This window comes from Actinomyces timonensis, assembly GCF_040702965.1.
Classification (GTDB): Bacteria; Actinomycetota; Actinomycetes; order Actinomycetales; family Actinomycetaceae; genus Actinomyces; species Actinomyces timonensis_A.
The window spans coordinates 1,779,853-1,806,731 of sequence record NZ_CP159989.1 but is presented as its reverse complement, the minus strand read 5'-3'; the positions used below and the strand labels follow the sequence as shown (position 1 = coordinate 1,806,731).

Genomic DNA, 26,879 nt, shown 5'->3' with positions numbered 1-26,879 from the left:
AGAACCTTCATGGACACCCGCTTCACCGGCGTCATCCCACCGGTCATCACCCCGTTCACCGCCAGTGGCGACGTCGACTACGAGGACCTCGACAAGGTCATTGACCACCTCATCGACGGTGGTGCGCACGGCCTGTTCGTGCTCGGCTCCTCCGGTGAGGTCGCCTACCTCACCGACGCCGAGCGCGATGAGATCGTCAAGAGGACCGTCGCCCGCGCCGCCGGCCGGCTGCCGGTGCTGGCCGGCGCCATCGACACCACCGCCAGGCGCGTCATCGAGCACGCCAAGCGCGCTGAGGCCCTGGGCGCCGACGGCATCGTCGCGACCTGCCCCTTCTACGCCATCAATGACGAGGAGGAGTTCGCCGCCCACTTCCGGGCCATCGCCGCGGCGATCTCGATCCCCCTGTTCGCCTATGACGTCCCCGTGCGCCTGGGCGGCAAGAGCTTCTCCCGCGACCTGCTCGTGCGCCTGGGGTCCGAGGGCGTCATCGCCGGCGTCAAGGACTCCTCCGGCGACGACGTCGGCTTCCGCCGCCTCGTGGCCGCGAACGAGAAGGCCGGGCACCCCCTGGCCCTCCTGTCCGGCCACGAGCTGATGGTCGACGGCATGCTCCTGCTGGGCGCCGACGGCTTCGTGCCCGGCTACGGCAACGTCGAGCCGCGCCCCTACCGGGAGATGTGGGACGCCTCCCGCGAAGGCGACTGGCCCCGTGTGCGCGCCATCCAGGACAGGATCGCAGCCGGCTTCGAGACCGTCTTCGCCGTTCAGGGCCGCTCCGCCGACGCTACCGGCATCGGCGCCTTCAAGACCGCCATGGTCGAGCTCGGCGTCATCAAGACCAACCACGTGGCCTTCCCGATCAAGCCCCTCGAGGGCGCCAACAAGGAGGCCATCGTGGCCATCATGAAGGAGGAGGGCCTCATCTGAGGCCCGCGCGGCCCGGGCCGGACGCCGTGCCCGGCCCGGGCCGCCCCCCATCCCGCACCCCATCGCATCCTCACTGCGCCGCGCTGCCGGCCGCGAAAGGAATCCCATGGCCTCCACCGACGCCAGCGGCACGACGGGCGCCTCTGACACGCCCAGCACCACCGGCGGCGCGGCCACCCCGGTCGTTGTCGGACTCGACCTGGGCGGCACCAAGATGGCGGCCGCGCTCGTGGGCGCCGACGGCCGGCTGCTCGGTCCCATCTCCTCCGTCCCCACCCCTGCCCACGAGGGGCCCGACGCCATGCTCGACGCCATCGCCGCCCTCGTCGTGGAGGTCGTGCGCAAGGGAGGCACGGGCACTGAGGGCGCCATCGGCGCGGTGGGCATCGGCACCGCCGGCGTCGTCGACGTCGAGCGCGGCGAGATCGTCTCGGCCACGGACGCCATCACCGGCTGGGCGGGCACCCGCGTCGCGAGGGGCGTCCAGGCCCGGCTTGAGGCCGAGGGCCTGGGGCACCTTCCCATTCACGTCGAGAACGACGTTGACGCGTACGCGGCGGGGGAGGCCTGGCTCGGCGCCGGGCGCGAGACCCGCTGCGCCCTCATGGTGGCCGTGGGCACCGGCGTGGGCGGCTCCGTCCTCCTCGACGGCGCCCCCCTGCACGGCGCGCACCACGTCGCCGGGGAGATCGGCCACATGCCCTCGAGGCTCGCCGCGGGGGAGACCTGCACCTGCGGGCGCCCAGGGCACCTCGAGCCCATCGCCGCGGGCCCCCAGATCCACCGCCGCTACCTCGCCGCCGGGGGCGACCCCGCGGCCGTCAACGCCCACGACGTCGAGAGGCGCGCCCAGGCGGGCGACGATCTCGCCGCGCGCGTCTACCGGGAGGCCGCCGTCGCCCTGGCCCAGGCCATCGCCGGTGTGGCCACCGTCCTCGACCCCGAGCGCATCATCATCTCCGGCGGCCTGGCCCGCGCCGGCGATCTGTGGTGGACCCCGCTGCGCGAGGCCTTCTCCGCCGAGGTCATCGACCCCCTGGCCGGCATCGAGATCGTCCCGGCCGAGCTCGGCACCACCGCCCCTATCGTCGGCGCCGCCCGGGGCGCCCTCGCCCTCATCGGGTGAGGCGTCGGCCCGGTGCCGTTCCGCCGCCGGCCCACTGCCGCGCCGCATCCCACATCCCGCCCACGAAAGAAGGCCCGTCATGACCGCCACAAATGAGCCCCTGCCCCGCCAGGCCATCCTCGATCGCCTTGAGGGGGGCCTCATCGCCTCCGCACAGGCCTACCCCGGCGAGCCCATGCGCGACCCCCGCACCATGGACGAGGTCGCCCAGGCCTGCGTGGCCGGTGGCGCCGTCGGCATCCGCGCCCAGGGCCTCGCCGACCTCGCCCTCATCAACCAGCACGTGGACGTGCCCGTCATCGGGCTGTGGAAGGACGGGCACGACGGCGTCTTCATCACCCCCACCCTCACCCACGCCATCGCCGTGGCCGCCACCGGCAGCCAGATCGTGGCCCTGGACGGCACGCGCCGCCCCCGCCCCGACGGGCTCACCCTGGCCCAGACCGTCGAGGGACTGCGCGCCGCCCGTCCGGGCGCCCTCATCATGGCCGACTGCGGCAGCGCCGATGACGCCCGCGCGGCGCAGGACGCCGGCGTCGACGTCCTGGGCACCACCCTGGCCGGCTACACCGGCGAGCGTCCCAAGACTGATGGCCCCGACCTCGAGCTCGTGGATGAGATCGTCGGCTTCGCCTCCTTGCCGCTCGTCGTCGAGGGGCGGGTCCACACCCCGGCCCAGGCCGCCTCGGCGATGGAGCGCGGCGCCTTCGCCGTCGTCGTCGGCACCGCGATCACCCATCCCACCACGATCACGTCCTGGTTCGTCAGCGCCGTCGGGCGCTCCGGTGGGAGCGACGCCGCCACCGCCTGAGCGCTCCAAGCGGACTCCCAGGTGAGAGGCCATAACGATGCCGGTGTGGTCGATGTGGTTCGTGGGATGATTGAGGCGCTGATCTGGTGTGTCGTACGCCGAAAATCGGCTCAGCAACTGACAGAACGGCTGGTTTGCGCATAGCGTTGCCGCCAGTGGCACCACCCAACCGAGGTGCCGCTCCACGACCGAGAGGCAAGACATGTCCGTCAACCGCACTGAGCTCATCGCAGCCATCGCCGCCAAGACCAGCCTGAAGAAGACCGAGGCCGATGCCTTCCTCGCCGCCTTCCAGGACGTTCTCGTGGAGAGTGTCTCGAAGGGTGAGGCTGTCAAGATCACGGGCCTGATGGGCGTGGAGCGCGTGAAGCGCGCCGCCCGCACTGGCCGCAACCCCCGCACCGGTGAGGAGATCCAGATCCCCGCGGGCTACGGCGTGAAGCTGACCGTGGGCTCGGCCCTCAAGAAGGCCGTCGCCGACAACTGAGCCCGGCTGAGGGCAGAGGGCCCCGCGGCGGCTCCCCCTCGACCGCCCGCACGCCCCCGGGGGTGCGCTACCACGACGGTGGCGCACCCCTTCTCGTCCTCTCATCACTCCGGAGGAGGCTGCCATGCCCCCTCCCCGCTAGCCTGGCAGTATGAGCCAGACGACACCTGGGATGCCTCCCGCGTTGCTCATGGAGGGGCTGTGCAAGGCCTTCGGCCAGAAGATCGCCGTCAACATGCTCAGCCTGTCGATCCCGATGGGCTCGATCTACGGCGTCGTCGGCCCCAATGGCGCGGGCAAGACCACGACGCTGTCGATGTGCACCGGCCTCCTGCGCCCCGATGCCGGTCGCGCTCTCGTCCACGGCATCGATGTGTGGGAGGACCCCGCCGCCGCGAAGCCGCGCCTCGGCGTGCTCCCCGACGGACTGCGCGTCTTCGACCGCCTCAACGGCCTCGAGCTCGTCGCCTACTCGGGGCTGCTGCGCGGCATGGACCGCGACGTCGTCATCGACCGGGCGACCGAGCTGCTCGACGTCCTGGAGCTGTGGGACGCGGGCAAGACCCTCGTGGCCGACTACTCCGCGGGAATGCGCAAGAAGATCCACCTGGCCTGCGCCCTCGTCCACTCGCCCTCCGTCCTCGTGCTCGACGAGCCCTTCGAGTCCGTCGACCCCGTCGCGGCGAGGGCGATCCAGGCGATCCTGCGCGACTTCGCCGCCACCGGCGGCACCGTCGTCATCTCCAGCCACGTCGTGGCGACCGTCCAGCGCTTCTGCTCCCACGTGGGCGTCATCGGCGCCGGGCGGGTCCTGGCCGCGGGCACGACCGACGAGGTCGCCGCGGGGGAGGACCTCGATACCCGGTTCGCCCAGCTCGTGGGCGGCCCGACGACGACGGAGGGGCTGTCGTGGCTGCGATCCTCATCCGACTGAGGTGGAGGCTCACGCTCAACGCCGTCACGCGCAGCCCCTGGACGATGGTCGGCGCCGCCCTCGGCGCGCTCTGGGCGCTCACGACGCTGAGCTGGGTGATCCAGGGCTCCGTGCTCCTCGGAGTCAAGGCCGGGACCGGCGACACCGCCCTCGTCCTGGGCGCGGCGGGCGCGCTGCTGGCCGTGGGCTGGATGCTCGTGCCCCTGCTCATCGTCGGCGTGGACTCCACTCTCGACCCACGGGCCATGGCCGCGTGGATCGCCCCTTCGCGCCGCCTCGCCATCGGGTTGGCCGCCGCCGGAGCGCTCGGTCTGCCCGGGATCGTCACGGGCGGCGCCCTCCTCATGCCCGCCGTCACGTGGATGGTCGCGGGTCAATGGCCCGCGGCGCTGCTCGCGGTGCTCATGGCCCCCGTGGCGCTGGCCACCTGCGTGCTCCTGTCGAGGATCGTGGTCATCGGGCTCGGGATCTCGACGACGCGGCGCGGGCGGGACGCCGTCGGGGTCATCGCCGTCGTGCTCTTCATCGGGGCCTCGCTGCTCCTCAACGGCATCGGCGCGCTCGCGAACCGCGCGCAGGGGGCGTCCCTCGACGGCCTGCGCGCACTGGCCCGGGCGCTCAGCGCGAGTCCTCTGGGCTGGGCGTTGGCCGCCCCCGGAGCGATGGCGCAGGGGCGGGCCGGGATCGCTCTCGCGCAGGCTCTGGGGGCGGCCGCGCTCGCCGTCCTCCTCGTCCCCATCTGGGAGCGGGTCGTGGTGGGAGTCATGACGGGGCCCGCCAGGAGCGCCGGGCGTGGCGGGGCCTACGCCGCTCCGGAGGGGACCCGCGACAGCGCGCGCGGGGCCGCGGGGCCCGCCGGCGCGCTGGTCTGGCACAGGCGCCTGTCGCCGATCATGCCCTCCCCGGCCGCCGCCGTCGCCGCCCGGTGCCTGAGGTACTGGCGAACCGACCCCCGCTATCTCGCGCAGGTGCTCAGCGTGGTCCTCATGCCGGTGCTCATGGCGGTCGCCGGAGGCCTCAACGGCTCCGCGGCCGCGGGCCCCGGGCATGGCGCCTCCCCGTCGGGGATGATGACGATGGCTCTCGCACCCGCCCTCATGGCCGTCCTCGCCGGGTGGTCGCTCCACAATGACCTCGGCAACGACTCCACCGCGCTGTGGTCGCACATCAGCGCTGGAATGAGGGGACGCGATGACCGCGTCGGCCGCCTGGCGGCGGCGCTCCTGTGGCAGGTCCCAGCAATCACGGCGATGCTCGCTGCCCTCGCCCTGTGGACGGGGCGCTGGGACATGGTTCCGCTCATGCTCGGCGTGGTGGCCTCCCTGCACGGCGCCGGGCTGGCCTGGTCCTGCGTCATGGGCGCGCTCATCCTCTACGAGGTGATCGCCCCGGGGGAGAGCCCTCTGAAATCGCGGACGTCGGGGACCATCCTCTTCGCGATGATCGCCCAGTGCGCGGGCCTCCTCATCGTCCCGCTCGTCAGCGCGCCGGTCTGGGGGCCCGCCATCCCAATGGCCGCAGCGGGCACGTGGGCGTGGGGCTGGGCCGTGCTCGCGGGCGGGGCGCTCTGGGGCTGCGCCTGCATGGTCGTGGGCGTCGTCGTCGGCGGGAGGATCCTGGACGAGCGGCGACAGGTCGCGGTCCTCGCCACCATCTCGTCCTGGCCGGGGCATATGGAGGCGCGCTGAGAAGGGGACGGGGCGCGCGGGCGCGGTGCTGCGGGGGCCGGGCGCGTTGACCGCGCAACGTGACGTTTGATGATCGGATAATTTACAATTCGATCAGGAGCGCGCAGGCGCCCGTCCCACATGAGACCCCACTGATCGAGGAGAGCAACCATGGAGCTCATCGTCCTGGACACGCCCGAGGCCATCGCCGAGCGGGCCGCTGACGCCATCGAGGAACTGCTGGCCACCAAGCCGGGCGCCGTCCTGGGCACCGCCACCGGCTCCAGCCCGCTGCCGCTCTACGACGAGCTCACGCGCCGCTGCGAGGCCGGCCGCCTCTCCTTCGCCAAGGTCACCGGCTTCATGCTCGACGAGTACGTGGGCCTGCCCGAGGGCCACCCCGAGCGCTACGCCACCTTCATGGAGCGCAACCTGCGCTCGCGCGTGGACATGCGCCCCGGCTCCCTCAACGGCCCCGACGCCCTCAACCCCGACCTGCAGGCCGCCTGTGACGAGTACGAGGCCAAGATGGCCGCCGCCGGCTACTGCGACCTGCAGATCCTTGGCATCGGCGCCGACGGCCACATCGGCTTCAACGAGCCTGGCGGCCCCCTCGACTCGGCCACCCACATCGACGTCCTGACCGAGCAGACCCGCCGTGACAACGCCCGCTTCTTCGACGGCGACATCGACGCCGTCCCCACGCACTGCATCACCCAGGGCCTGGGCACCATCATGAAGGCCCGCAAGCTCGTCCTCATCGCAACTGGTGAGAACAAGGCCGAGGCCGTGCGCCAGCTCGTTGAGGGCGAGGTCAGCGCCGAGTGGCCCGCCACCGTCATGCAGAACCACGCCGACGCCCTCGTCCTGGTCGATCCCGCCGCCGCCTCCCTCCTCACCGCTGCCCGCCCCTGACTGAGACCGGTCGAAAATAGGAGCGAGACCGGTCCGCGGACCGGCCTCGCTCCTATTTTCGACCGGTCTCGACGAAAGAGGGGTGGGCGAGTTATCGCACAGGCCACCGGCTCGGAGAGCGTCCGGGGCGGGCCTAGACTGGCCGCATGATCCTTCCCCGCATGAGCTCCGATCCTGCCGATCCTGGTAGCCCCGCGGACCCGGGCGCCGAGCCCGGGCGCTCCGTCGGCACGGCCGTCCTGGAGCGCGAGGAGCTGCGGTCCACGGACGACGGCGACGCCGACCGCTTCGCCCATTACGTGCGCAAGGACAAGATCGCCGCCGCTGCCGCCACCGGCCGCCCTGTCGTCGCCCTGTGCGGCAAGGTGTGGACCCCCGGCCGCGACCCGTCCAAGTACCCGGTGTGCCCCACCTGCAAGGAGATCATGGAGTCCATGCGCTCCGACGGTGGGGGCGGGGGAGGCCCGCGCCGCCCGCGCTTCCCCTTCGGGCGGGGTGGTCAGTGAGCCCCGCGCGCGGGAGCCAGGCCCAGCACAACCCGACCCAGCCCTCGATCTTCGCCGCGGAGCACCTCTCCCCGGCCTACCCGCAGCGCGCCGCCTGGGGCACGACGCGCTCCCTGCGCGCCTGGCAGGCCGCCGCCCTCGAGAAGTACATGAGCGCCATGCCGCGGGACTTCCTGGCCGTGGCTACGCCGGGAGCCGGCAAGACCACCTTCGCCCTGCGGATCGCCGTCGAGCTCCTGCGGCTCGGCGAGGCCCACAAGGTGACGATCGTGTGCCCCACCGAGCACCTGAAGTTCCAGTGGGCGGAGGCCGCCGCGAAGGTCGGCATCCACATCGATCCCTCCTACTCCAACGGGCAGGGGGCGCTCGGATCGAGGTTCGACGGCGTCGCCCTCACGTACGCGCAGGTCGCCGCCAACCCCGCGCTGCACCGCGCACGCACCGACTCCATCCGCACCCTCGTCATCCTCGACGAGATCCACCACGGCGGCGACGCCCTGAGCTGGGGCGACGCCATCCGCGAGGCCTTCAGCCCCGCCCGGCGCCGCCTGGCCCTGACCGGGACTCCCTTCCGCTCCGATGAATCCCCCATCCCCTTCGTCACCTACGCCGAGGAGGCCGGGGGCATCAAGCGGTCCAAGGCCGACTACTCCTACGGCTACTCCGACGCCCTGCGCGACGGCGTCGTGCGCCCGGTCATGTTCATGTCCTACTCGGGCGAGATGCGCTGGCGCACGCGCGCCGGGGATGAGGTGGCCGCGCGCCTGGGCGAGCCGCTGACCAAGGACCTCGAGGCCCAGGCCTGGCGCACCGCCCTCGATCCCAAGGGCGAGTGGATCCCCGTGGTGCTGGCAGCCGCGGACCAGCGCTTGAGCGAGGTGCGCCGCCAGGTCCCCGACGCCGGCGGCCTGGTCATCGCCACCGACCAGCAGCGCGCCCGCGCCTACGCCCGCCAGCTGGCCGCGATCACGGGGGAGCCGCCCACCGTGGTCCTGTCCGATGATTCGGGCGCCTCCAGCCGCATCGAGGCCTTCGCCGAGTCCACCGACCGCTGGATGGTGGCCGTGCGCATGGTCTCCGAGGGCGTGGACGTCCCGCGCCTGGCCGTGGGCGTCTACGCGACCTCCACCTCCACGCCGCTGTTCTTCGCCCAGGCCGTCGGGCGCTTCGTGCGCTCGCGGGCGCGCGGCGAGACGGCGAGCGTGTTCCTCCCCTCGGTCACCCCGCTGCTGGGCCTGGCCAATGAGATGGAGGTCGCCCGCGACCATGTGCTCGGCAAGCCGCGCTCCAACGAGGACGAGGTCTTCGGCTCCCCGGAGGACCGCCTCATCGCCGAGGCCAACAAGGAGGAGAGGGCCTCAAACGACCTCTTCGGCGCCTTCGAGGCCATGAACTCCACCGCCGAGTTCGATCGTGTCCTCTTCGACGGCGGCGAGTTCGGCACCGGCGCCATGGTCGGCTCCGTGGAGGAGCAGGACTACCTGGGCCTGCCCGGGCTGCTCGAGCCCGAGCAGGTCACCGCCCTGCTACGGGCCCGCCAGGACAAGCAGATCAAGTCCCAGAAGCGCCAGGCCGCTGCTGCCGCTCAGCGCCGCGCCAACTCGGGAGTCGATGACGCCCGTAAGCGCGCCGCCGCCCGCAAGGAGCTCAACTCGCTCGTGTCCGCCTGGGCCCGACGCTCCGGTCAGCCCCACGGGGCCGTCCACAACGAGCTGCGCCGCGTGTGCGGGGGACCGGAGGTCGCGCAGGCCACCACCGAGCAGATCGAGAAGCGCGTGGGCACCCTGCGCCGCTGGTTCGTCGGCAAGCGCTGACGCGCGCCGGTGGGCGCTGAGAGCGGGCGCCGGGGCGCCGAGCCGGTTGGGCGACGGCGTTCGGGCCAGCCCGCTCAGCGCGCTTCAGCGCCGGGTGGCGGTGCGGCCGTCGAGGTCGAGATAGCGGGTCGGGATCGCGGCATCGCCGTCGCTGAGCCGCCACGCCTCGTAGGGAAGCTCCGCGCGCGAGACCTGGTGGCGCTCCGCGGCGGCGGCCAGCGCGTCCTTCCCCCGGTGCTCCTCCACGATCGCCCCGTCGACGACGAGCGGCACCTGCAGGGGGCGCGCACCCGCCTCGGCCAGTGCCGCCAGGCCCTCCGCCTCGGCTCGCGCTGAGACGAGCAGCTCCTCGGTGGCCGTCCCCGCGCCGTCGATGACACGGCCCGCCCACTTGCGGCCGCCCACTGTCGACTTCCCGCCTGAGGAGAACTTCGCGACCTCCGCCATCTCGCCGTCGGCCCCCCGGCGCTCCACGAGCTTGTAGACCAGTGCCGCGGTCGGGCGCCCCGAGCCGGTCACGAGCTTGGTCCCCACGCCGTAGGAGTCCACGGGCGCGGCGCCGAGCGCGGCGATCGCGTGCTCATCGAGGTCGTTCGTCACCGTGATCCTGGTGGACGCGGCTCCCAGGGCGTCAAGCTGCGCGCGCACCTTGAAGGCCTCGGCCACGAGATCGCCGGAGTCCAGGCGCACCGCGCCGAGCTCCCCTCCCGCGTCCCGGGCGGCCCTGACCGCCCGCTCCACGCCCGTGGCGATGTCATAGGTGTCCACGAGGATCGTCGTGCCCGTGCCCAGCGAGGACACCTGCGCCGCGAAGGCCTCCTCCTCGCTGTCGTGCAGGAGGGTGAAGGAATGCGCGGAGGTCCCCACCGTGGGGATCCCGTAGCGCATCCCCGCCTCCAGGTTCGAGGTCGCCGTGAACCCGCCGACGACGGCGGCCCTCGCCGCCGCGATGGCCGCCTCCTCATGCGCCCGGCGCGCCCCGAAGTCAGCGCAGGGGCGGCCGTGCGCCGCGATCGTCATGCGCGAGGCCGTCGAGGCCACCGCGCAGTCGTAGTTGTAGATCGACAGGGCGAGCGTCTCGATGATGCAGGCCTCCGCGAACGTGCCCTCGACCGTGAGCAGGGGGGACCCCGCCACATAGCACTCGCCCTCGGCATAGCCGCGGATCGTCCCCCGGAACCGGTAGTCGCGCAGGAAGTCCAGCGTGACGTCATCGACGACCCCGGTGCGGTGCAGGAAGTCGATCTGCTCGGGGGTGAAGGCGAAGGCCTCGACGGCGTCCAGGAGGCGCCCCGTGCCCGCCACCACGCCGAAGCGCCGGGAGGCCGGCAGCTTGCGGCCGAAGAGCTCGAAGACGCTGTCCCGCCCGGCCGTGCCCGCCCGCAGCGCCGACTGGAGCATGGTGAGCTCGTACATGTCGGTCATGAGGGAGGTCGATAGCGAGGTGGGCGGCGAGGCTGACGGAGCGCCAGGCGTGATCGTCATGACAACAACCTAGCCCGAACCGAATGCGCGCCGCATGCCCGTCACCTCCGGCTACGCTGCCAGCATGAGCCCCGCCGTGCCGGTCGCGGACCCGATCGTCCAGCCAGATGAGCGCACCAGTGCCCACCGCCTGTGGGCCACCGTCGTCCACGACGACCCCATCAACACCATGGACTACGTCACGTGGGTCTTCGCCAGCTACTTCGGCTACCCCCGGTCCAAGGCCGCCCATTTGATGATGCAGGTCCACATGACCGGCCGGGCGACCGTCTCCCGCGGCGAGCGTGCCCGCATGGAGGCCGACGTCACCGCCATGCACTCCTACGGGCTGCGCGCCACCATCGAGCCTCTCGGCCCGCCCGATGGAGGGGGAGAGGACCGATGAGGGCCTTCGCAGCCGTCGAGGGCGGGTGGGAGAGCCGGTTGGAGGCCTGGGAGCGCGAGGCCCTGGCAGGCCTCCTTCTGCAGGTCGCCACCGTCCTGCGCGCCGATGACGACCACCCCGCCGAGTCCTCCGCGGACCGGGCGCTCCGGGCAGAGGCCGCCCTGGCCCGTGAGATCCTCCTGCCCGACGCCTCGGAGGACCCGGAGATCGCCGTCGCCATCTCCGCCCGCAGGCGCGCGGACCTGCGCGACCTCAAGGACTCCCGGGCGCGCGACGTCGTTGCCGAGCTCCTGAAGCCCTCGGGCGCCCGCGGCGCCGTCCGGGTGGTGGCAGGGGCCGAGGGTGCGTGGCTGGGAGCGCTCAACGACGCCCGCCTCCTGCTCGCCCGGCGTCTGGGGATCGACAGCCCCGAGGCCGCTGAGGCGATTCATTCGCTCGCTGACTCACCCCCGATCCGTGATGAGGATCCGCAGGTCAGAGAGCATCGCGCGGCGGCGATCCTCTATACCGTGCTCACCTGGTGGCAGGAATCACTGGTATCGGGGCTCCTGGGGGACTGAGCGCCGCATAGTCTCGGGTCCATGAATGACGCCGCCATCGGAATGTTCGACTCCGGGGTTGGCGGGCTCACGGTGGCGCGCGCCGTCCTGGACCAGCCCCAGGGGAGAGGATCCTCTACATCGGCGATACCGCGAACACCCCCTACGGGCCGCGTCCCATCGACGAGGTGCGCGCCCTCGCCCTGGGGGTGATGGACGAGCTCGTCGATTCGGGCGTCAAGCTCCTCGTCATCGCCTGCAACACGGCGTCGGCGGCCGTGCTCCATGATGCCCGTGCCCGGTACGCCCTGGGCAAGGGCGTGCCCGTCATCGAAGTGATTCACCCGGCCGCCCGCGCGGCCGCCCGCGTGACCCGCAACGGGCGCATCGGCCTCATCGCCACCCAGGGAACCGTGGACTCTCGCGCCTACTCCGACGCCCTCGGCGCCGTCCCGGGGGTCGAGCTCGTCAGCCAGGCCTGTCCGCGCTTCGTCGACCTCGCCGAGAGGGGCGTGACCACGGGGCCCGAGGCGCTCGGGGTGGCCGAGGAGTACCTCGCGCCCGTGCGTGAGGCCGGCGTCGACACCCTCATCCTCGGCTGCACGCACTACCCGCTGCTCGTGGGCCCCATCTCATACGTCATGGGGGAGGATGTGAGCCTCGTCGCCTCCTCCGATGAGACGGCCAAGGACGTCTACCGGGAGCTCGCCGCGAACGACCTCCTGCGCGACCCGGGCGCTCCCGCCCCCCTCCACGACTTCCGCTCCACGGGGGACCCGGAGGCCTTCGCCGTGCTCGCCCGCCGATTCCTGGGCCCCGAGGTCGGGGCGGTCGCCCGTGCCGGCCGCCCGGCGCCGTCGGCGGGGGCCGAGCAGGTCGTTCCCGTCGCCGCCGTCTCTGACGAGGAGAGCGCATGAGGCTCACGATCATCGGCTGCTCCGGCTCCATGTCGGGGCCGGGCTCCTCGGCCTCCTCCTACCTGGTGCAGGCCAGCGGCGGTGACCCCCTGGGCCCTGTGGGCGCCGAGCACACCTGGTCCGTCATCCTGGACCTCGGCCCGGGCTCGATGGGACGCCTCCTCAACCACGTGGACCCCGCCGACCTCGACGCCATCTGCATCTCCCATTGCCATGCCGACCACATGGCCGACCTCGTCGGCATGCACGTCTTCCGCCGCTGGAACCCCGCCGGCCCCCTCGGCCCCGTCCTCACCCTCGGGCCCTCCAACCTGCTGGAGCGCCTTCGCGGCGTCGACGGCACGGAGAAGACCGACGAGGACTACCGCACCGAGTTCGATGTCCGCACCGTCACCCCGGGGCGCCCCGTCCGCGTGGGCCCCATGACGATCACCCCGTACACCGCCCTGCACCCGGTGGAGGCCTACGGCTACCGCATCGAGGGCCCCAGCGAGGACGGGTCGCGCATCGTCACCATGGCCTTCACCGGGGACACCGACTCCTGCGACGGTATGACCGCCATGGCCGACGGCGTCGACCTGCTCCTGTCCGAGGCCGCCTTCGTGGAGGGCGGGGAGGCCGTGCGCGGCATGCACCTGACGGGCCTGCGCGCCGGCGAGCTCGCCGCGGAGGGACGCGTGGGGCGCCTGATCCTCACCCACATCCAGCCCTGGACGGATCCGGCCATCCCCCTGGCTGAGGCCCGACGCGCCTATTCGGGCCCGGTGGACGCGGCCATGAGCTCGATGGCGTGGGAGCTGTGAGCGGGCGCGGAGCCGCGGGCGAGGTCGAGGGCGGCCCCTCATCATCGGCCGCCGGGGCGGGACGCCGGATCGACTGGGCTCCCGCCGTTCCCGACGGCGTCGACTGCCCCTGGACCCGTGACCGGCTCACGCGCTGGTGGCTCGTCCTGCCCGCGGACGCCATCGGCGCCGCCCTGGTGGCGGTGCTGGGAGCCGCCGGGTCGCACGCGCTCGACACGATCCCGACGGCGCTGGCGCAGGGAGTCGTCGCCGTGATGACCGCGTGGGCGGGCGCTTGGGCGCTGTGGCGCGGGCGCGAGCACCACCTCGAGAGGCCCTGGCCGGAGGGCGGGGCCGTCGTCGCCGTGGCGTGGGGCGCGTGGGCGGTCATGCGCGTCCTGGTCGTCGGTGGCGCTGGACTGGCGTCATGGGCCCTGATGACGGGCGTGCTGCTCGTGGCGGCGCTGGGGGGCTGGCGGTGGCTCTACGGCTTCGCCAAGGCCCATGACTCGCTCACGCCCAAGCCCCTCCAGCGCCGCCTCGACGCGCAGGATCAGTCCTCCAGCGCCTGATCCTCCCATTCGTATATCCTATGAGTGAGGAGGTCGGCGAGGATAGGGGCCAGGGCGCGGAAGGCCTGGCCGCGATGGGAGATTGCGTTCTTCTCCGCCGGGGTCAGCTGGGCGCTCGTGCGACCCGCCGCCCCGGGCTCATCCTCGCTGGCGGGAACGAAGATCGGGTCATAGCCGAAGCCTCCCTCGCCGACGGGCTCGGTGACGAGCCGCCCCTCCATCGAGCGCTCGATGATCTCCTCGCGCCCAGCCTCGCCCTCAGCACCGGGGATGACGAGCACGGCGGCGCAGGTGAAGCGGGCAGTGCGGTGAGGGTCCGCCACGGCGCTGATCTGGTCCAGGAGGAGACGCAGGTTCGCCTCGTCGTCGCCGTGGCGACCGGCCCAGCGCGCCGAGAAGATCCCCGGCGCCCCGCCGAGGACGTCCACGCACAGCCCCGAGTCGTCGGCGACGGCGGGCAGGCCCGTGGCCCTTGCCAGGGCCCGCGCTTTGATGAGGGAGTTCTCCGCGAAGCTGAGGCCGTCCTCGATCGGCTCGGGGGCTCCCAGCCCGGCTGCGGAGAGGATCGCCTCCGGCGCCAGCCCGGGCACGAGCGGCGCCAGGATCTCCCGCAGCTCGGCGAGCTTGCCGGCGTTGTGGGTGGCCAGGACGAGGCGGGCCCCGCGGGGCGCCTTGACGGCGGATGACCCGGCGGCGGGGCTGACAGGCTGCTCGTCGGCGGCGGGGCTCATGCTCGTGCCCCCGCGCCGGACGAGACCGTCACGGGCCCGTCGGCGCGCTCGGAGAGGGCGCGGCGCTGGAGGGCGGCGAGCTCGGCGTTGCCCGCGCTCGCCAGGTCGAGCAGGGCGCTGAGCTCGTCGCGGTCGAAGGGGGCGTGCTCGGCGGTTCCCTGGACCTCGATGAAGCGCCCGTCGCCGGTCTGGACGACGTTCATGTCGGTCTGGGCGCGCACGTCCTCCTCGTAGGGAAGATCGAGGCAGGGGACTCCGTCGATGATGCCGACGCTGATGGCGCTCAGCGAGTCGGCGAGCACGGGCCGCCCGGCGCGGGGCTTGATGAGGCCGCGCTCGGCGCCCCAGGCGACGGCGTCAGCCAGGGCGATGTAGGCCCCGGTGATCGCGGCTGTGCGGGTGCCGCCGTCGGCCTGAAGCACGTCGCAATCCAGCGCGATGGTGTTCTCCCCCAGGGCGCCGACGTCGATGATGCCCCGCAGGGACCGGCCGATGAGGCGGGAGATCTCGTGGGTGCGCCCGCCGACCTTGCCGCGCACGGACTCACGGCCGCTGCGCTCGGAGCCCGCGCGGGGAAGCATCGCGTACTCGGCGGTCACCCACCCCTCTCCGCTGCCCTTGCGCCAGCGGGGGACGCCCTCGGTGAACGACGCCGCGCACAGCACGCGGGTGCGCCCGAAGCTGATGAGGACGCTGCCCTCGGCGTGGTCGAGCCAGCGGCGAGTGATGGTCACGGGGCGCAGCTCGTTGGTCGCGCGCCCGTCCTTGCGGGTGAATCCAGTAGTAGTCACTGGGACAGGGTACTCGTGGGCCACGACGCCGCGCCGCGGTTCCGGGCGCGCTCACTGCCCGCGGGCCCTTCTCCGGCATCGTCCCCGAGGCGCGCCGCTGACCGCGATGCCGCGGGGCCGGTCGCGCGCCCGGGGCGGGTGCCGGTGGGACGGGAGGGGAGGCCGACGGCGCCAGGCCCACGACGCGCGCGATCGGGTCCTCTGACTGGGCAGTGCGCGAGAAGGGACTCGAACCCTCACGCCCGAAGGCACCAGGACCTAAACCTGGGGCGTCTACCAATTCCGCCACTCGCGCTCAGGGGCGAGCCTACCCGCTCGGGCGGGCCGTGGCCCGGCGGGCCCCGGCCCGCGGCGCCGCCTCAGTCGATGCCGAGCTCGGCGCGCAGGCGCCCGACGTGCCCAGTGGCCTTGACGTTGTGCTTGGCCAGCAGGACCTTCCCGGCGGTGTCCACGACGACGGTCGAGCGGATGACGCCGGTGACGAGGCGTCCGTAGTTCTTCTTCTCGCCCCAGGCGCCCCAGGCCTCCATGACGGTGTGATCGGGGTCGGACAGCAGCGGGAAGGGCAGGGACTGCTTCTCGGTGAAGCGCGCCAGGGCGGCGGGGGAGTCGGGGGAGACGCCGACCACCTCGTAGCCGGCGGCCCGCCAGGCGGCCAGGGAGTCGCGGAAGTCGCAGGCCTCCTTGGTGCAGCCCGGCGTAGAGGCGCGGGGGTAGAAGTAGACGACGACGCCGGCGCCGGCCCTCTGGCGCAGCTCGGCGAGGCCGACCCGCGCGCCAGAGGCGTCAGCCAGTGAGAAGTCCGGGGCCGTGTCCCCGACGGCGAGTGCGCTCATGATCCGTCTCCTGTCCTTGTCCAACCTGGGTGTTGCCCCTTACGCGCGGCCCGGGCCTCAGGCGGCCAGGTCCAGGGCCTCCTCGGCGGCCTGTAGGCGCTCCAAGGCCCGCTCGAGGCGGGACGGCGACGCGGTGGCGACCAGGGAGTCGACCTCGGTGCGGGCCGCGGCGAGCTCGCGCTCGGCTTCCTCGCGGGATGCGGTGATGCTGATGATGCTCATCATTTCTCTCTCCTTCTTCTCATCTCAGCCCTTCTGGGAGGGCTCCTCGATGCCGGGCGCGGGCAGGGACGGCAGGGAACCTGCTCGGTGGCGATGCCGCGCTCCGGCGGATGGTCACGGTGGGCGCGAGCGGCACAGGGCTCCCGGAGGGTTCTCCACGGGAGGGCGCCTCGGCGCTCGCGGCACGGCGGCGTGCGCTCGGGATTCGTTCCCGCAGCGGCATCGCGCCGATCCAAACGTGGTACACCGCCAAGGACTCGAACCTTGAACCCGCTGATTAAGAGTCAGCTGCTCTACCAATTGAGCTAGCGGTGATCGGCCACTCGCGTGGCCGACGGCTTCCGGCTGGGCCGGGAGTCGTCGTACCCCCTCAGGGACTCGAACCCTGGACACCCTGATTAAGAGTCAGGTGCTCTAACCAACTGAGCTAAGGAGGCTCTGGTGGGCGGCTTCCGGCTGGGCCGGGAGTCGTCGTACCCCCTCAGGGACTCGAACCCTGGACACCCTGATTAAGAGTCAGGTGCTCTAACCAACTGAGCTAAGGAGGCATTGGATTGTCATGATCGCCAGGCGCGAGCGCTTGGCAACGGAGACAGACTGTACCTCCGGGGCGCGGCGCGAGTCCAGCCGGGAGCGGCTCGGAACCCTCGATGTGCCTGATATCTCAGGCCTCGGTGGGGGTGGCGCCTCTTCGCGCCGCGGGTCCGGCGAGTCCCGCGAGCTCGACGGCGAAGCGATCAGTCGCCCTGATGAGGGAGTCGAGGGTCTCGGGCTCGTTGAAGGCGTGGCCCGCGGTGGGGCTGATGCGCAGCTCGGCCTCCGGCCAGGCGCGGTGGAGGGCCCAGGCGGTGCCGATGGGGCAGCACATGTCGTAGCGCCCCTGGACGATCACCCCGGGGATGCCGTGGTCGGCCAGCGTCCTGGCGCGGGCGAGCAGCTCGCCGTCGTCCATCCAGCCGCGGTTGACGAAGTAGTGGTTCTCGATGCGCGCGAAGGCGAGGGCGAAGGCCGGGTCCTGGACCTCGTCGATGTGCTCCTGGTCGCGCAGGAGCGTGGAGGTCGCCGCCTCCCATGTGGTCCAGGCGATCGCCGCCGGGCCGTGGATGGCGGGATCCGGGCTGGTCAGAAGGTCGTGGTAGCGCTCGATGTACCCGCCTGGGCCGACGCCGTCGCCGGCCGCCGCGGCGTAGGCCTCCCACTCGTCGGGCCAGACCATGTCCGCGCCGCCCGCCTCGTAGTACCAGTCGAGCTCGCGCTGGCGCAGGGTGAAGACGCCGCGCAGGACGAGGGCGGCCGCGCGCTCGGGGCGCGTGACGGCGTAGGCCAGGGCCAGGGTGGATCCCCAGGACCCGCCGAAGATGAGCCAGGACTCGATGCCCAGGTGGGCGCGCAGGCGCTCCATGTCCTCCACGAGGTGCCAGGTGGTGTTCGCCGTTAGGTCCGCCTCCGGTTCCCAGGCGTGGGGCAGGGAGCGCCCGCAGCCGCGCTGGTCGAACAGGACGATCCGGTACTTCGCCGGGTCGAAGCAGCGCCGGTGCGCCGGCGCGCAGCCGCCGCCGGGGCCCCGTGGACGAAGACAGCCGGGATGCCGGCCGGGTTGCCGCACTCCTCGTAGTAGACGCTCTGGCCGTCGCCCACCTCGAGAAGGCCGGTGGCGTAGGGCTCGATCTCCGGGTAGAGGCCGCGCAGGGCCGACGACGGCGAGGCGCTGACGGGGGAGGCGGCATCGGTGGGGAGGGGGCTGGGGCCGGTCTTCTCGGGGGCGCTCATGGCGGCATTATGGCGCTGGCGCGGGGCGGTGCTCTCGTGACGGCTCGCGCCGGCCGCGGCGGGGCATCGGGGCCCGGGGTGAGGGGGGCTCGCCGTCCCGTTCGTTCTCACAGCCCGGGAGGTGGGACCTAGGGGCGCGCGCGCGGTACGGTGGTGCCGTGAGCATGCCGATTGTGACCCTCGCGACCTCTTCCGACTTCCCGGGACTCGATGAGGACGACCGCGCCCTGCCCGACGCGCTGCGCGAGCGGGGCATCGAGCCGCGCATCGCCGTGTGGAATGAGCCGGGCGTGAACTGGGACGAGTCGGACATGGTTGTCCTGCGCTCAGTGCGTGACTACGCCAAGAGCGACCGCTACGAGGACTTCATGCTGTGGACGCGCTCCGTGCCGCGCCTGGCCAACCACCCCGACGTCGTCGCCTGGAACGCGGACAAGCACTACCTGCGCCGCCTCAGCGAGCTCGGCGCGCCCATGATCCCGACCCTGTGGCTGGAGCCCGATGCGGGGCTGTCCAAGCACCAGGTGCACTGCCGCTTCCCGGCATTCGGCGACTTCGTGGTCAAGCCGGCCATCTCCTCGGGGGGCCGCGGCACGGGGCGCTACACGGCGATCGACGCCGGATCGCGCTCGGAGGCCATCAACGACGCCATGCATCACCTCTCGCGGGGCCGCACGGTCATGGTGCAGCGCTACCTCGAGGAGGTGGACCGCAGGGGCGAGCTCTCCCTGGTCTACTTCAACGGCGTGCTCTCCCACGCCGTCGAGAAGGCCCCTATGCTGCACCCCTCCTTCCGCTCCACGGACGAGGTCCACGAGGAGATCGTCACGGCGCGTGAGCCCAGCGAGCAGGAGTGGCTGTGGGGCGAGCGCGTGCGCAAGGCCCTCCACCAGCACATCAAGGAGTGCTCCGGGCGCGACATCCAGCTGCTGTTCAACCGGGTCGACGTCGTCGAGGACGGCCAGGGGGGCTTCTACCTCATGGAGGTCTCGCTCATCGACGCCGGCCTCTACCTGGGCTCGGCCCCCGACGCCCTCAACAACTTCGCCGACGCCATCGCCCAGCGCGTCTTCTGGTGACCCGGCGGGGCGGGGCCCCGCTCCCCTCGTGGGAGCCAAGGCCAGCGCCTTGATGATCCGGGCGGCCTCGCGCGGCCTGGTCGCCCACTTGATCCCAGGGCGGCTCGGCGGCTGAGGGCCCGGTGTGATAGGACTGCGGCATGCGCGCGCTGCTCAACATCATCTGGGTCGTCTTCGGCGGCTTCTGGCTCTTCCTCAGCTACATCGTCGCGGGGGTCATCGCCTGCGTCTTCATCATCACCATCCCCGCCGGGGTGGCCTGCTTCCGCATCGCCGGGTACGTGCTGCGGCCCTTCGGCCGCCAGGTGGTCCCCAGTCCGGGCGCCGGCGTCTTGAGCGGGCTGTCCAACGTCATCTGGTTCCTCGTCGCCGGCCTGTGGCTCGCCATCGGGCATGTGGCCACCGCATTCGCCCAGGCCGTCACGATCATCGGGATCCCGCTGGCCATCGCCAACATCAAGCTCATCCCCATCACCTGCTTCCCCTTCGGCAAGCGGGTCGTCTCCGGGCGGGGCCTGCTGTGAGGACGCCGATCGGCGCGCCCGATCGGCGCGCCGATCCCCGATCCGATCAGAGGCTGACGCGGCGAGCCGCTGCCCAATAGCCCCCGTAGCACACCGCCAGGAAGACCGCTGTGATCCCCAGGGCCGGTCGCTGAACCGGGTCGAAGACGATGAGCAGGCACGACGCCGTCGTCAGCACCAGTGCCGCGATCGGCACCCACGGGTATCCCGGCGCCCGATACGCCAGCTCCTTAGCGCCGCGCCCCTCGGCCACCCACCTGCGTCGGAACGACAGGTGCGAGGCCGAGATCGCCACCCACACGAGCACCACGGCCAGGCCCGAGACCGACACCAGCACGAGGTAGACCGTCGACGCCGCGTACACCGAGGTCAGGAGCGCGGCCAGGCCGCCGACCATGGACAGGCCCATCGCCAGGGCGGGCACGCCGAAGCGGTTCGTGCGCGCCAGCGCCCTCGGAAGGGTCCCCTCGTTCGCCAGGGACCACAGCATCCGGGTCGAGGCGTAGAGCCCCGAGTTCGCCGCCGACAGGATCGCCGTCAGGATGACGACGTTCATGATGCCCCCGGCCCCAGGGATCCCGATCCCGTCCAGGACGGTGACGAAGGGGCTCTCCTCCACCCCCGCGTCCTGCCATGGGATGAGCGCCGCGATGATGATGACGGAGCCGATGAAGAACACGACCAGCCGGGCCAGAGTGGCATGGATCGCGCGGGGGATCGTGGTTCCCGGGTCCTTCACCTCGCCCGCGGTGATGCCGATGAGCTCGGTGCCCGAGAAGGCGAAGTTGACCGCGAGGATCGTGGTGAACACCGCGCCGAGGCCATTGGGGAAGAGGCCATCGCCGGTGAGGTTCGACAGCAGTGGCGCCGAGTCGCCCGCGCCACCAGTGCCCCCGCTGCCCGGGCCCCCCGCCCCGCCGCCGGAGTAGGGCAGCAGCCCCACCACGGCCGCCGCTCCCAGGACGATGAACAGGATGATCGCCACGACCTTCACCCCCGACAGCAGCGTCTCCGCCTCGGCGAAGACGCGCACCGAGAGCATGTTGAGCACGAGGATGAGCGCGATGAACAGTGCCGCCCACACCCACACCGGCACGCTCGGGAACCAGCCGTTCATGATGATGGTCGCGCCCGTGAACTCGCTGCCCAGCGCCACCGTCCACGTCAGCCAGTACAGTACCGCCGTCACGAATCCCGTGGCCGGCCCGATGAAGCGCCGGGCATAGAGGTGGAACGCCCCGGTGAAGGGCATGGCCACGCTCAGCTCGCCCAGGCACAACATCACCAGGTACACGATGACGGCGCCGATCGAGTAGGCCAGGACGGTCCCGAAGGGGCCCGCCTGGTTGATCGTGTACCCGGTGGACAGGAACAGGCCCGTGCCGATGACACCGCCGAAGCTGATCATCATGAGGTGCCTCTTGTTCATGCGCCTCTCGAGGGCGTCGACGCGCCCCTCCGCGGAGCCCTGATCCGCTGGGGCGAGAGGTCGGCTGGGGGAGGAGTCGTCGCTGGGCATGGCGGGGACGCTATCGGTCAGGTCAGAGGCGGCGACGGCGCATCTCGCGAAGCGGGCCGCCGGGCGCGGGCCCCCGGGGGCGGGCAATAGGCTCCCGGCATGGAGCCCGCCCAGACCCTCCCCCTCAGCCCCGCTGGCAGCGCTGCCGAGGGCGTCGCCGACGGCCCAGCGCCGGCGCCACTGGCCCGGGCGCTGGGTGAGGGGCCCCTTATCCTCGACGGCGCGATGGGCACCGAGCTCGATGCGCGCGGCGTCCCTACCGCCCAGGAGCTGTGGTCAGCCCTCGCCCTCGTGACGGCGCCGGCGGCCGTGGCGGCCGTCCACGACTCCTACCTGCGCGCTGGCGCGCGCGTCATCACCACCAACTCCTACCAGGCCGCCCTGCCCGCTCTCATGCGCTCAGGGCTGAGCGGGCCCGAGGCTCGGGGCGCCATCGCCTCCAGCGCCCGCATCGCCCTGAGGGCCGCCGCCCGCTCCTCCCAGGAGCGCCCTGACCGGGTGGCGCTCGTCGCCGGGAGCCTGGGGCCCTACGGCGCCTATCTCGCCGATGGCTCGGAGTACACCGGTGCCTACGCCCTCCACGCGCCGGACTTCGAGGCCGTCCACATCTCGCGCATCGAGGCGCTGGCCGGCGAGGGCGTCCGGCTCTTCGCTGTCGAGACCCAGCCTCGGCTCGATGAGGCCCAGTGGATCGTCCGGCAGGTCAGCCGGATCGCCCCCGGCGCCGAGTGCTGGGTCTCCTTCCAGACGGAGGACGACGGCGAGCGCCTGGCCGATGGCACCCCTCTCGCTGAGGCCGGGGCATGGGCCGATGCTGAGCCCGGCGTGGCCGCCGTCGGCATCAACTGCGTCGCGCCCAGCGCGGTCATGCCCGCGCTGGGCGCTCTCGGGAGCGTGACCGCCAAGCCCCTGGTCGCCTACCCCAATTCCGGGGACATCTACCGTCCGAGCACGAAGACCTGGACCGCTGTCGCGCCCGACCAGCGCTTCACCGCCCACGCCCCTCAATGGGCGCGGGCCGGCGCGCGGCTCATCGGCGGCTGCTGCCGGACGACGCCCGCCGACACGGTGGTGCTCGCCCGGATGCTCGGCCGGCCGACCGCCGCGGCCGACCCCGAGCCGCGGCGCTGAGGGCTGGCCATGCCGCCCCGCCCGGATCAGCCCTGAGGGCCGACGCTCAGCAGCCGGATGACAGCGCGCTCGGCCTCGTCCGAGGCCTCCAGGTCCACCAGGGCCGTGAGCCTCCAGTCATGGTCGCCGTCGGGATCCTCGATGATCTGAGTCGCCAGCCACACGCGCCGGCCGGTTCGCTCGATCACGTCGACGAGGCGCTCGGACACTCCCGCCGCGGCCAAGGCCTGGGCGTCGGGCGACTCATCGAGCGGCGCCAGGGCGATGGCGCGCGCGGCGGTGCCGGTGCCGATCCAGTCGTACTCGTCCCAGTAGCGCGCCAGCGCCTCATCCCAGCGCTCCTCGCCCCAACCCGACGCGGCGTCCAACCGCGCCAGGCCCTCGACGTCGTCGCGCGCCATGAGCTCGACGCGCCGGAACATCTCGCGGCGCACCGCCACCCGGAAGGAGTGGAGGTTGCGGGTCAGGGCGACCCGCCCATCGGGATCGGCCCCGAATGCCCGCTCCGCGCCGGCCGAGTCATTGGCCCCGGCCCGGTCCCCGGCGACGACTCCCGCGCCCGGCAGCTCGCCGCGCTCGGCGGCCCCCAGGGCCTCCCACTCGTCGAGCAAGGAGGAGTCGACGGCCCGCACGAGGCCGCCGAGCCAGTCGACGACCTCCTCGACCTGCTCCGTGCGGTGCTCCTCGGGGACCACCTGCCGCAGCGCCCGGTAGGCATCGGTGAGGTAGCGCAGGAGGACGCCCTCACTGCGCCCGAGCTCGTAGCGGGAGACCAGGTCGGAGAAGGTCATCGCGTTCTCCACCATCTCGCGCACCACCGACTTCGGGCGCAGCTCGTGCTCGGTGGTCCAGGGGTTGGCCCGCTTGTACATCTCCAAGGCGGGGGCCAGGAGCTCGGCCAGCGGCTGGGGCCAGGTGATCTCCTCGACGGCGGCCATCCGCTCCTCGTAGTCCATCCCCTCGGCCTTCATCGCCGCGATCGCCTCGCCGCGGGCCGCCCTCTGCTGGGCGTACAGGAGGGGCCGGGGATCGTCCAGGGTCGCCTCGACGACGCTGACAACATCCAGCGCGTGCTCCGGCGACTCGGGGTTCAGCAGGTCCATGGCGGCCAGGGTGAAGGGCGCGAGCGGCTGGTTGAGGGCGAAGTCCCCGGGAAGGTCCACCGCCAGGCGCAGGCGGGGGCGCCCATCCGCGGCGGCCACGGTGCTCGGCACGTGCTCCACCACGCCCGCGGTTCGCAGCGAGCGGTAGATGTCCAGCGCGCGGCGCACATGGGCCCGCTGCTCGGCGGTGCTCGAATGCGCGCGCTCCAGGAGGCGGGCCATGTGCGCCACGGGGTCCCCGGGGCGCTCCATGAGGCTCAGGATCATGGTGGTGGTGACCTGGAACTGGCTCGTGAGCGTCTCCGGGGCGGCGTCGCGCAGGCGCTCAAAGGTCTTGTCCGTCCAGTTGACCCGCCCCTCGGGGGCCTTCTTGCGCACGATCTTGCGGCGCTTGCGCTCGTTGTCGCCCGCCTTGGCCAGGGCCTTGGCGTTGAGGATGACGTGCTCGGGGGCCTGGACCGTCACGTAGCCGCGCGTGTCGAAGCCGGCCCGCCCGGCGCGGCCCGCCACCTGGTGGAACTCGCGGGCCGTCAGGTGACGCTCCTTCGCGCCGTCGAACTTCACCAGGGAGGTCATGACCACCGAGCGGATCGGCACGTTGATGCCCACCCCCAGGGTGTCCGTGCCCGAGATGACGCTGAGCAGGCCGGCGCGGGCGAGCTGCTCCACGAGCCTGCGGTAGCGCGGCAGCATCCCCGCGTGGTGGACGCCGATGCCCGCCCTGAGCAGCCTGGACAGGGTCGCCCCGAAGCCCGGGCCGAAGCGGAAATCGCCGATCGCCCCGACCACCTCCGCCTTGCGCGCCCTGGTCAGGCCCAGGTCGACGCTCAGCAGGGAGGTCGCGCGCTCGACGGCCTCCTTCTGGGAGAAGTGGACGACGTACACGGGGGCCTTGTCCTGGCCCACCAGCCGGGTGAGGAGCTCCTCGATGGACTCCACCGAGTACTCCAGCTCCAGGGGCACCGGCCGCACCGCGTCGTCGACGACGGCGACCTCCCTGCCCGTGCGCGCCTCCATGTCACCCACGAAGTAGGACACGTCCCCCAGGGTGGCCGAGAGCAGCACCATCTGGGCCTGGGGGAGCTGAAGGAGGGGCACCTGCCAGGCCCAGCCGCGCTGCGGGTCGGCGTAGTAGTGGAACTCGTCCATGACGACGCAGTCCGCGTCCAGCTCCTCGCCCTCGCGCAGGGACTGGTTGGCCAGGATCTCCGTGGTGCAGCAGATGATGGGGGCGTCGGCGTTGATCGAGGCGTCCCCGGTGACCATGCCGACGTTGTCCGCGCCGAACAGGCGCACGAGCTCGAAGAACTTCTCGCTCACCAGGGCCTTGAGGGGCGCGGTGTAGTAGGAGCGCCCACCCCGGGCGAGCGAGGCCGTGTGGGCGGCGAGCGCGATCATCGACTTGCCCGAGCCCGTGGGGGTCGCGGCGATGACATGACGGCCCTGAAGGATCTCGCTCAGCGCCTCGTCCTGATGGGGGTAGAGAGGGCGGCCCGTGGACTCGGCCCACTCGGTGAAGGCGAGGTAGACCTCCTCCGTCTCGGGCTCGCGCAGCGGGTCGTCTGCCGGGATGAGGGCGTCGAGCATCGCGTTGAGCGCGGGGGCCTGGGGGGCGGTGCCGGTCGACATGGCGTCATCGTCCCACATGGGAGAAGACGCGCCATGGCCCAGGATCCGGCACGGCGCTTCGCGCGGGGGCCGCTTCATGAGAGCATTCCCGGCGTTCCCACATTCAGCGGAAGGCACAGCATGGACGCGCTCGCGGCGGATCTCCAACAGGTCGCCGATTGGATCACCGCCCACATCACCATGTGGGTCCTGGTCGGCACGGGCCTCATCCTGACCCTCGCCACCCGGGGCGTCCAGGTCCGCCACCTGGGCTCCATGATCCGGCAGGTGTGCGGCGCGCGCAGCGGTGCCGAGGGCGGCATCTCCTCCTTCCAGGCCTTCGCGATCTCGCTGGCCGCGCGCGTGGGCATCGGCAATGTCTTCGGCGTGGCCGCCGCCCTCCTCCTGGGCGGGCCCGGCGCGATCTTCTGGATGTGGGTGGTGGCGCTGGTCGGCATGGCGACGGCGTTCTTCGAGGCGACCCTCGCCCAGATCTTCAAGGTCCGCTCCGCCGACGGCTCCTTCCGGGGCGGCCCCGCCTTCTACATGACGCGGGGCATGCGCAGCCGGCCGCTCGCCGTCGTCTTCTCCATCATCTCCCTGGTCACCTGTGGGTTCATCATCACCTCGGTGCAGTCCAACTCCGTCGCCGGCACCCTGCTGGCGGCCTTCGGGGCCGACGACGCCGCCCCGCTGCCCGGCGTCGGAGGACTGACCTCCGCCCAGCTCGTCGTCGCGGCCCTCATCTTCGTCTTCACCGCGATGGTCGTCTTCGGTGGGGTGCGGGCCGTGGCGCGCGTGACCGAGTGGATGGCGCCGATCATGGCCCTTATCTACATCCTCCTCGTGGCCTTCATCTGCCTGACGAACCTCCACGAGTTCGTGGACGTCCTGGGCCGGATCGTGCGCGCCGCCTTCGCCCCCGAGCCCATCGCGGGGGGCCTGGGAGGCGGCATCCTCGCCGCTGTCGTCAACGGCACCAAGCGCGGCCTGTTCTCCAACGAGGCCGGCCAGGGCACCGCCCCTAACGCCGCCGCCACGGCCACTGTCGCCCACCCCGTCCAGCAGGGGCTCATCCAGTCCCTCGGCGTCTTCGTGGACACGATCATCGTGTGCACGGCCACCGCCTTCGTCATCCTCATCGCCGGGCCTGAGGTCTGGTCCTCCCCGGACGCCAATCCCGCGACGCTGACCACCCTGGCCATCGCCCACGAGCTGGGCGGCTGGACCGTGGCGCCCATGGCGGTGCTCATCTTCGTGCTCGCCTACTCCTCCATCATCGCCGCCTACGTGTACTCCGACGTCAACATGGAGTACCTCGTAGGGCCCCGACGCTGGGCGAGCTGGACGGTGCGCGTGCTCTCCGTGGTCTCCGCCTCGGCTGGCGCCATCCTCTCCCTCGACGTCGTGTGGAACGCCGTCGACATCGCCATGGCCATCATGACGCTTACCAACCTCGTGGCCCTGCTCTGGCTCGTGCGCTGGGGCGTGGGCGCCCTGCGCGACTACGAGGCCCAGGTCCGCGCCGGCGTCGCCGAGCCGGTCTTCGTGGGGCGCGGCAACCCCCACCTGCCCGGAGACGTCCCCGGCGACGTGTGGGCCTCGCGCGACGACGACGTCCCCTCGGACCCCCGATCGACCCAGCCGGCCGCCTCGACCGGCGCCGAGCACTGTTCCTGACGAACGAAGAGGACT

Annotated in this window: 25 protein-coding genes, 3 tRNA genes and 1 pseudogene; 18 read left to right on the top strand and 11 right to left on the bottom strand. The window is 72.3% G+C overall.

What is annotated here, in order from left to right:
- The first annotated feature begins 9 nt into the window (after positions 1-9).
- The 9 genes from ABXS69_RS07895 to ABXS69_RS07855 all read left to right on the top strand — a co-directional run bounded on the left by ABXS69_RS07895 (position 10) and on the right by ABXS69_RS07855 (position 9,190).
- Positions 10-930 carry a dihydrodipicolinate synthase family protein gene (locus ABXS69_RS07895; RefSeq protein WP_366180155.1) on the top strand — a complete coding sequence of 307 codons (921 nt, stop codon included), beginning with the start codon at positions 10-12 and terminating at the stop codon, positions 928-930.
- A gap of 106 nt (positions 931-1,036) precedes the next feature.
- Positions 1,037-2,056, top strand: a complete 1,020-nt coding sequence (locus ABXS69_RS07890) for an ROK family protein (RefSeq protein ID WP_366180154.1) — start codon at positions 1,037-1,039, stop codon at positions 2,054-2,056.
- Between the two features lie 79 nt (positions 2,057-2,135).
- Positions 2,136-2,867, top strand: a complete 732-nt coding sequence (locus ABXS69_RS07885) for an N-acetylmannosamine-6-phosphate 2-epimerase (protein WP_366180153.1) — start codon at positions 2,136-2,138, stop codon at positions 2,865-2,867.
- A 202-nt stretch (positions 2,868-3,069) separates the two neighbouring features.
- A complete protein-coding gene (locus ABXS69_RS07880; RefSeq protein WP_073452310.1) occupies positions 3,070-3,354 on the top strand; it encodes an HU family DNA-binding protein in 285 nt (94 codons plus the stop codon).
- A gap of 151 nt (positions 3,355-3,505) precedes the next feature.
- Positions 3,506-4,288, top strand: coding sequence for an ABC transporter ATP-binding protein (locus tag ABXS69_RS07875; RefSeq protein ID WP_366180152.1), 783 nt, complete (start codon positions 3,506-3,508; stop codon positions 4,286-4,288).
- A complete protein-coding gene (locus tag ABXS69_RS07870) occupies positions 4,264-5,976 on the top strand; it encodes a transporter (RefSeq protein WP_366180151.1) in 1,713 nt (570 codons plus the stop codon). Before ABXS69_RS07875 ends, ABXS69_RS07870 begins: the two co-directional genes overlap by 25 nt.
- A 150-nt stretch (positions 5,977-6,126) precedes the next feature.
- The gene (gene nagB / locus ABXS69_RS07865) at positions 6,127-6,870 is read left to right on the top strand and encodes a glucosamine-6-phosphate deaminase (protein ID WP_366180150.1); all 744 of its coding nucleotides are present in this window, start codon (positions 6,127-6,129) and stop codon (positions 6,868-6,870) included.
- Positions 6,871-7,031: 161 nt separating this feature from the next.
- Positions 7,032-7,376, top strand: coding sequence for a DUF3039 domain-containing protein (locus ABXS69_RS07860; protein WP_366181572.1), 345 nt, complete (start codon positions 7,032-7,034; stop codon positions 7,374-7,376).
- A complete protein-coding gene (locus tag ABXS69_RS07855; RefSeq protein ID WP_366180149.1) occupies positions 7,373-9,190 on the top strand; it encodes a DEAD/DEAH box helicase in 1,818 nt (605 codons plus the stop codon). Before ABXS69_RS07860 ends, ABXS69_RS07855 begins: the two co-directional genes overlap by 4 nt.
- Before the next feature lie 84 nt (positions 9,191-9,274).
- On the opposite strand, the gene ABXS69_RS07850 is transcribed toward ABXS69_RS07855, so the two are convergent.
- Positions 9,275-10,675 (bottom strand): nicotinate phosphoribosyltransferase, encoded by a 1,401-nt coding sequence (locus tag ABXS69_RS07850; RefSeq protein WP_366180148.1) that lies wholly within the window; start codon positions 10,673-10,675, stop codon positions 9,275-9,277.
- A gap of 64 nt (positions 10,676-10,739) precedes the next feature.
- Here ABXS69_RS07850 and clpS point away from each other — a divergent pair, with 64 nt between their 5' ends.
- The 5 genes and pseudogenes from clpS (at position 10,740) to ABXS69_RS07825 (ending at position 13,870) form a co-directional block, all read left to right on the top strand.
- Positions 10,740-11,060: an ATP-dependent Clp protease adapter ClpS gene (gene clpS / locus ABXS69_RS07845; RefSeq protein ID WP_366181571.1), complete on the top strand. Its 321-nt coding sequence runs from the start codon at positions 10,740-10,742 to the stop codon at positions 11,058-11,060.
- Positions 11,057-11,620: a DUF2017 family protein gene (locus ABXS69_RS07840; RefSeq protein WP_366180147.1), complete on the top strand. Its 564-nt coding sequence runs from the start codon at positions 11,057-11,059 to the stop codon at positions 11,618-11,620. Before clpS ends, ABXS69_RS07840 begins: the two co-directional genes overlap by 4 nt.
- Positions 11,621-11,641: 21 nt before the next feature.
- Positions 11,642-12,516, top strand: a pseudogene (gene murI / locus ABXS69_RS07835) (glutamate racemase).
- Positions 12,513-13,319 carry an MBL fold metallo-hydrolase gene (locus tag ABXS69_RS07830; RefSeq protein WP_366180146.1) on the top strand — a complete coding sequence of 269 codons (807 nt, stop codon included), beginning with the start codon at positions 12,513-12,515 and terminating at the stop codon, positions 13,317-13,319. Before murI ends, ABXS69_RS07830 begins: the two are co-directional and overlap by 4 nt.
- Positions 13,316-13,870 carry a DUF3054 domain-containing protein gene (locus ABXS69_RS07825; RefSeq protein WP_366180145.1) on the top strand — a complete coding sequence of 185 codons (555 nt, stop codon included), beginning with the start codon at positions 13,316-13,318 and terminating at the stop codon, positions 13,868-13,870. Before ABXS69_RS07830 ends, ABXS69_RS07825 begins: the two co-directional genes overlap by 4 nt.
- Here the strand turns inward: ABXS69_RS07825 and rdgB are convergent.
- The 8 genes from rdgB to pip all read right to left on the bottom strand — a co-directional run bounded on the left by rdgB (position 13,852) and on the right by pip (position 18,056).
- Positions 13,852-14,601 (bottom strand): RdgB/HAM1 family non-canonical purine NTP pyrophosphatase, encoded by a 750-nt coding sequence (gene rdgB, locus ABXS69_RS07820; protein WP_366180144.1) that lies wholly within the window; start codon positions 14,599-14,601, stop codon positions 13,852-13,854. The genes ABXS69_RS07825 and rdgB overlap by 19 nt on opposite strands.
- A complete protein-coding gene (gene rph, locus ABXS69_RS07815; protein WP_366180143.1) occupies positions 14,598-15,392 on the bottom strand; it encodes a ribonuclease PH in 795 nt (264 codons plus the stop codon). Before rph ends, rdgB begins: the two co-directional genes overlap by 4 nt.
- A 213-nt stretch (positions 15,393-15,605) precedes the next feature.
- Positions 15,606-15,687 (bottom strand) — tRNA-Leu (locus ABXS69_RS07810).
- A 64-nt stretch (positions 15,688-15,751) separates the two neighbouring features.
- Entirely contained in the window at positions 15,752-16,228 is a 477-nt protein-coding gene (gene bcp, locus ABXS69_RS07805) for a thioredoxin-dependent thiol peroxidase (protein ID WP_366180142.1), read from the bottom strand.
- A gap of 57 nt (positions 16,229-16,285) precedes the next feature.
- A complete protein-coding gene (locus ABXS69_RS07800; protein ID WP_366180141.1) occupies positions 16,286-16,453 on the bottom strand; it encodes a hypothetical protein in 168 nt (55 codons plus the stop codon).
- Between the two features lie 360 nt (positions 16,454-16,813).
- Positions 16,814-16,887 (bottom strand) — tRNA-Lys (locus ABXS69_RS07795).
- Positions 16,888-16,924: 37 nt separating this feature from the next.
- Positions 16,925-16,998 (bottom strand) — tRNA-Lys (locus ABXS69_RS07790).
- Positions 16,999-17,114: 116 nt separating this feature from the next.
- Positions 17,115-18,056: a prolyl aminopeptidase gene (gene pip / locus ABXS69_RS07785; protein ID WP_366180140.1), complete on the bottom strand. Its 942-nt coding sequence runs from the start codon at positions 18,054-18,056 to the stop codon at positions 17,115-17,117.
- Between the two features lie 322 nt (positions 18,057-18,378).
- Between pip and ABXS69_RS07780 the strand changes: the two genes are divergently transcribed.
- Both ABXS69_RS07780 and ABXS69_RS07775 read left to right on the top strand, forming a co-directional pair.
- Complete coding sequence (locus ABXS69_RS07780; protein ID WP_366180139.1) at positions 18,379-19,299, top strand: glutathione synthetase; 921 nt, start codon at positions 18,379-18,381, stop codon at positions 19,297-19,299.
- Positions 19,300-19,439: 140 nt separating this feature from the next.
- Positions 19,440-19,823, top strand: a complete 384-nt coding sequence (locus ABXS69_RS07775; RefSeq protein ID WP_366180138.1) for a YccF domain-containing protein — start codon at positions 19,440-19,442, stop codon at positions 19,821-19,823.
- Positions 19,824-19,869: 46 nt separating this feature from the next.
- Here ABXS69_RS07775 and ABXS69_RS07770 read toward each other — a convergent pair whose 3' ends face one another.
- A complete protein-coding gene (locus ABXS69_RS07770) occupies positions 19,870-21,252 on the bottom strand; it encodes an amino acid permease (RefSeq protein ID WP_366181570.1) in 1,383 nt (460 codons plus the stop codon).
- A gap of 189 nt (positions 21,253-21,441) precedes the next feature.
- On the opposite strand from ABXS69_RS07770, the gene mmuM reads away from it, so the two are divergent.
- A complete protein-coding gene (gene mmuM, locus ABXS69_RS07765; RefSeq protein WP_366180137.1) occupies positions 21,442-22,473 on the top strand; it encodes a homocysteine S-methyltransferase in 1,032 nt (343 codons plus the stop codon).
- Between the two features lie 26 nt (positions 22,474-22,499).
- Here mmuM and ABXS69_RS07760 read toward each other — a convergent pair whose 3' ends face one another.
- Entirely contained in the window at positions 22,500-25,205 is a 2,706-nt protein-coding gene (locus ABXS69_RS07760) for a DUF3516 domain-containing protein (RefSeq protein WP_366180136.1), read from the bottom strand.
- A 120-nt stretch (positions 25,206-25,325) separates the two neighbouring features.
- On the opposite strand from ABXS69_RS07760, the gene ABXS69_RS07755 reads away from it, so the two are divergent.
- Positions 25,326-26,864, top strand: a complete 1,539-nt coding sequence (locus ABXS69_RS07755; RefSeq protein WP_366180135.1) for an alanine/glycine:cation symporter family protein — start codon at positions 25,326-25,328, stop codon at positions 26,862-26,864.
- Positions 26,865-26,879: the final 15 nt, after the last annotated feature.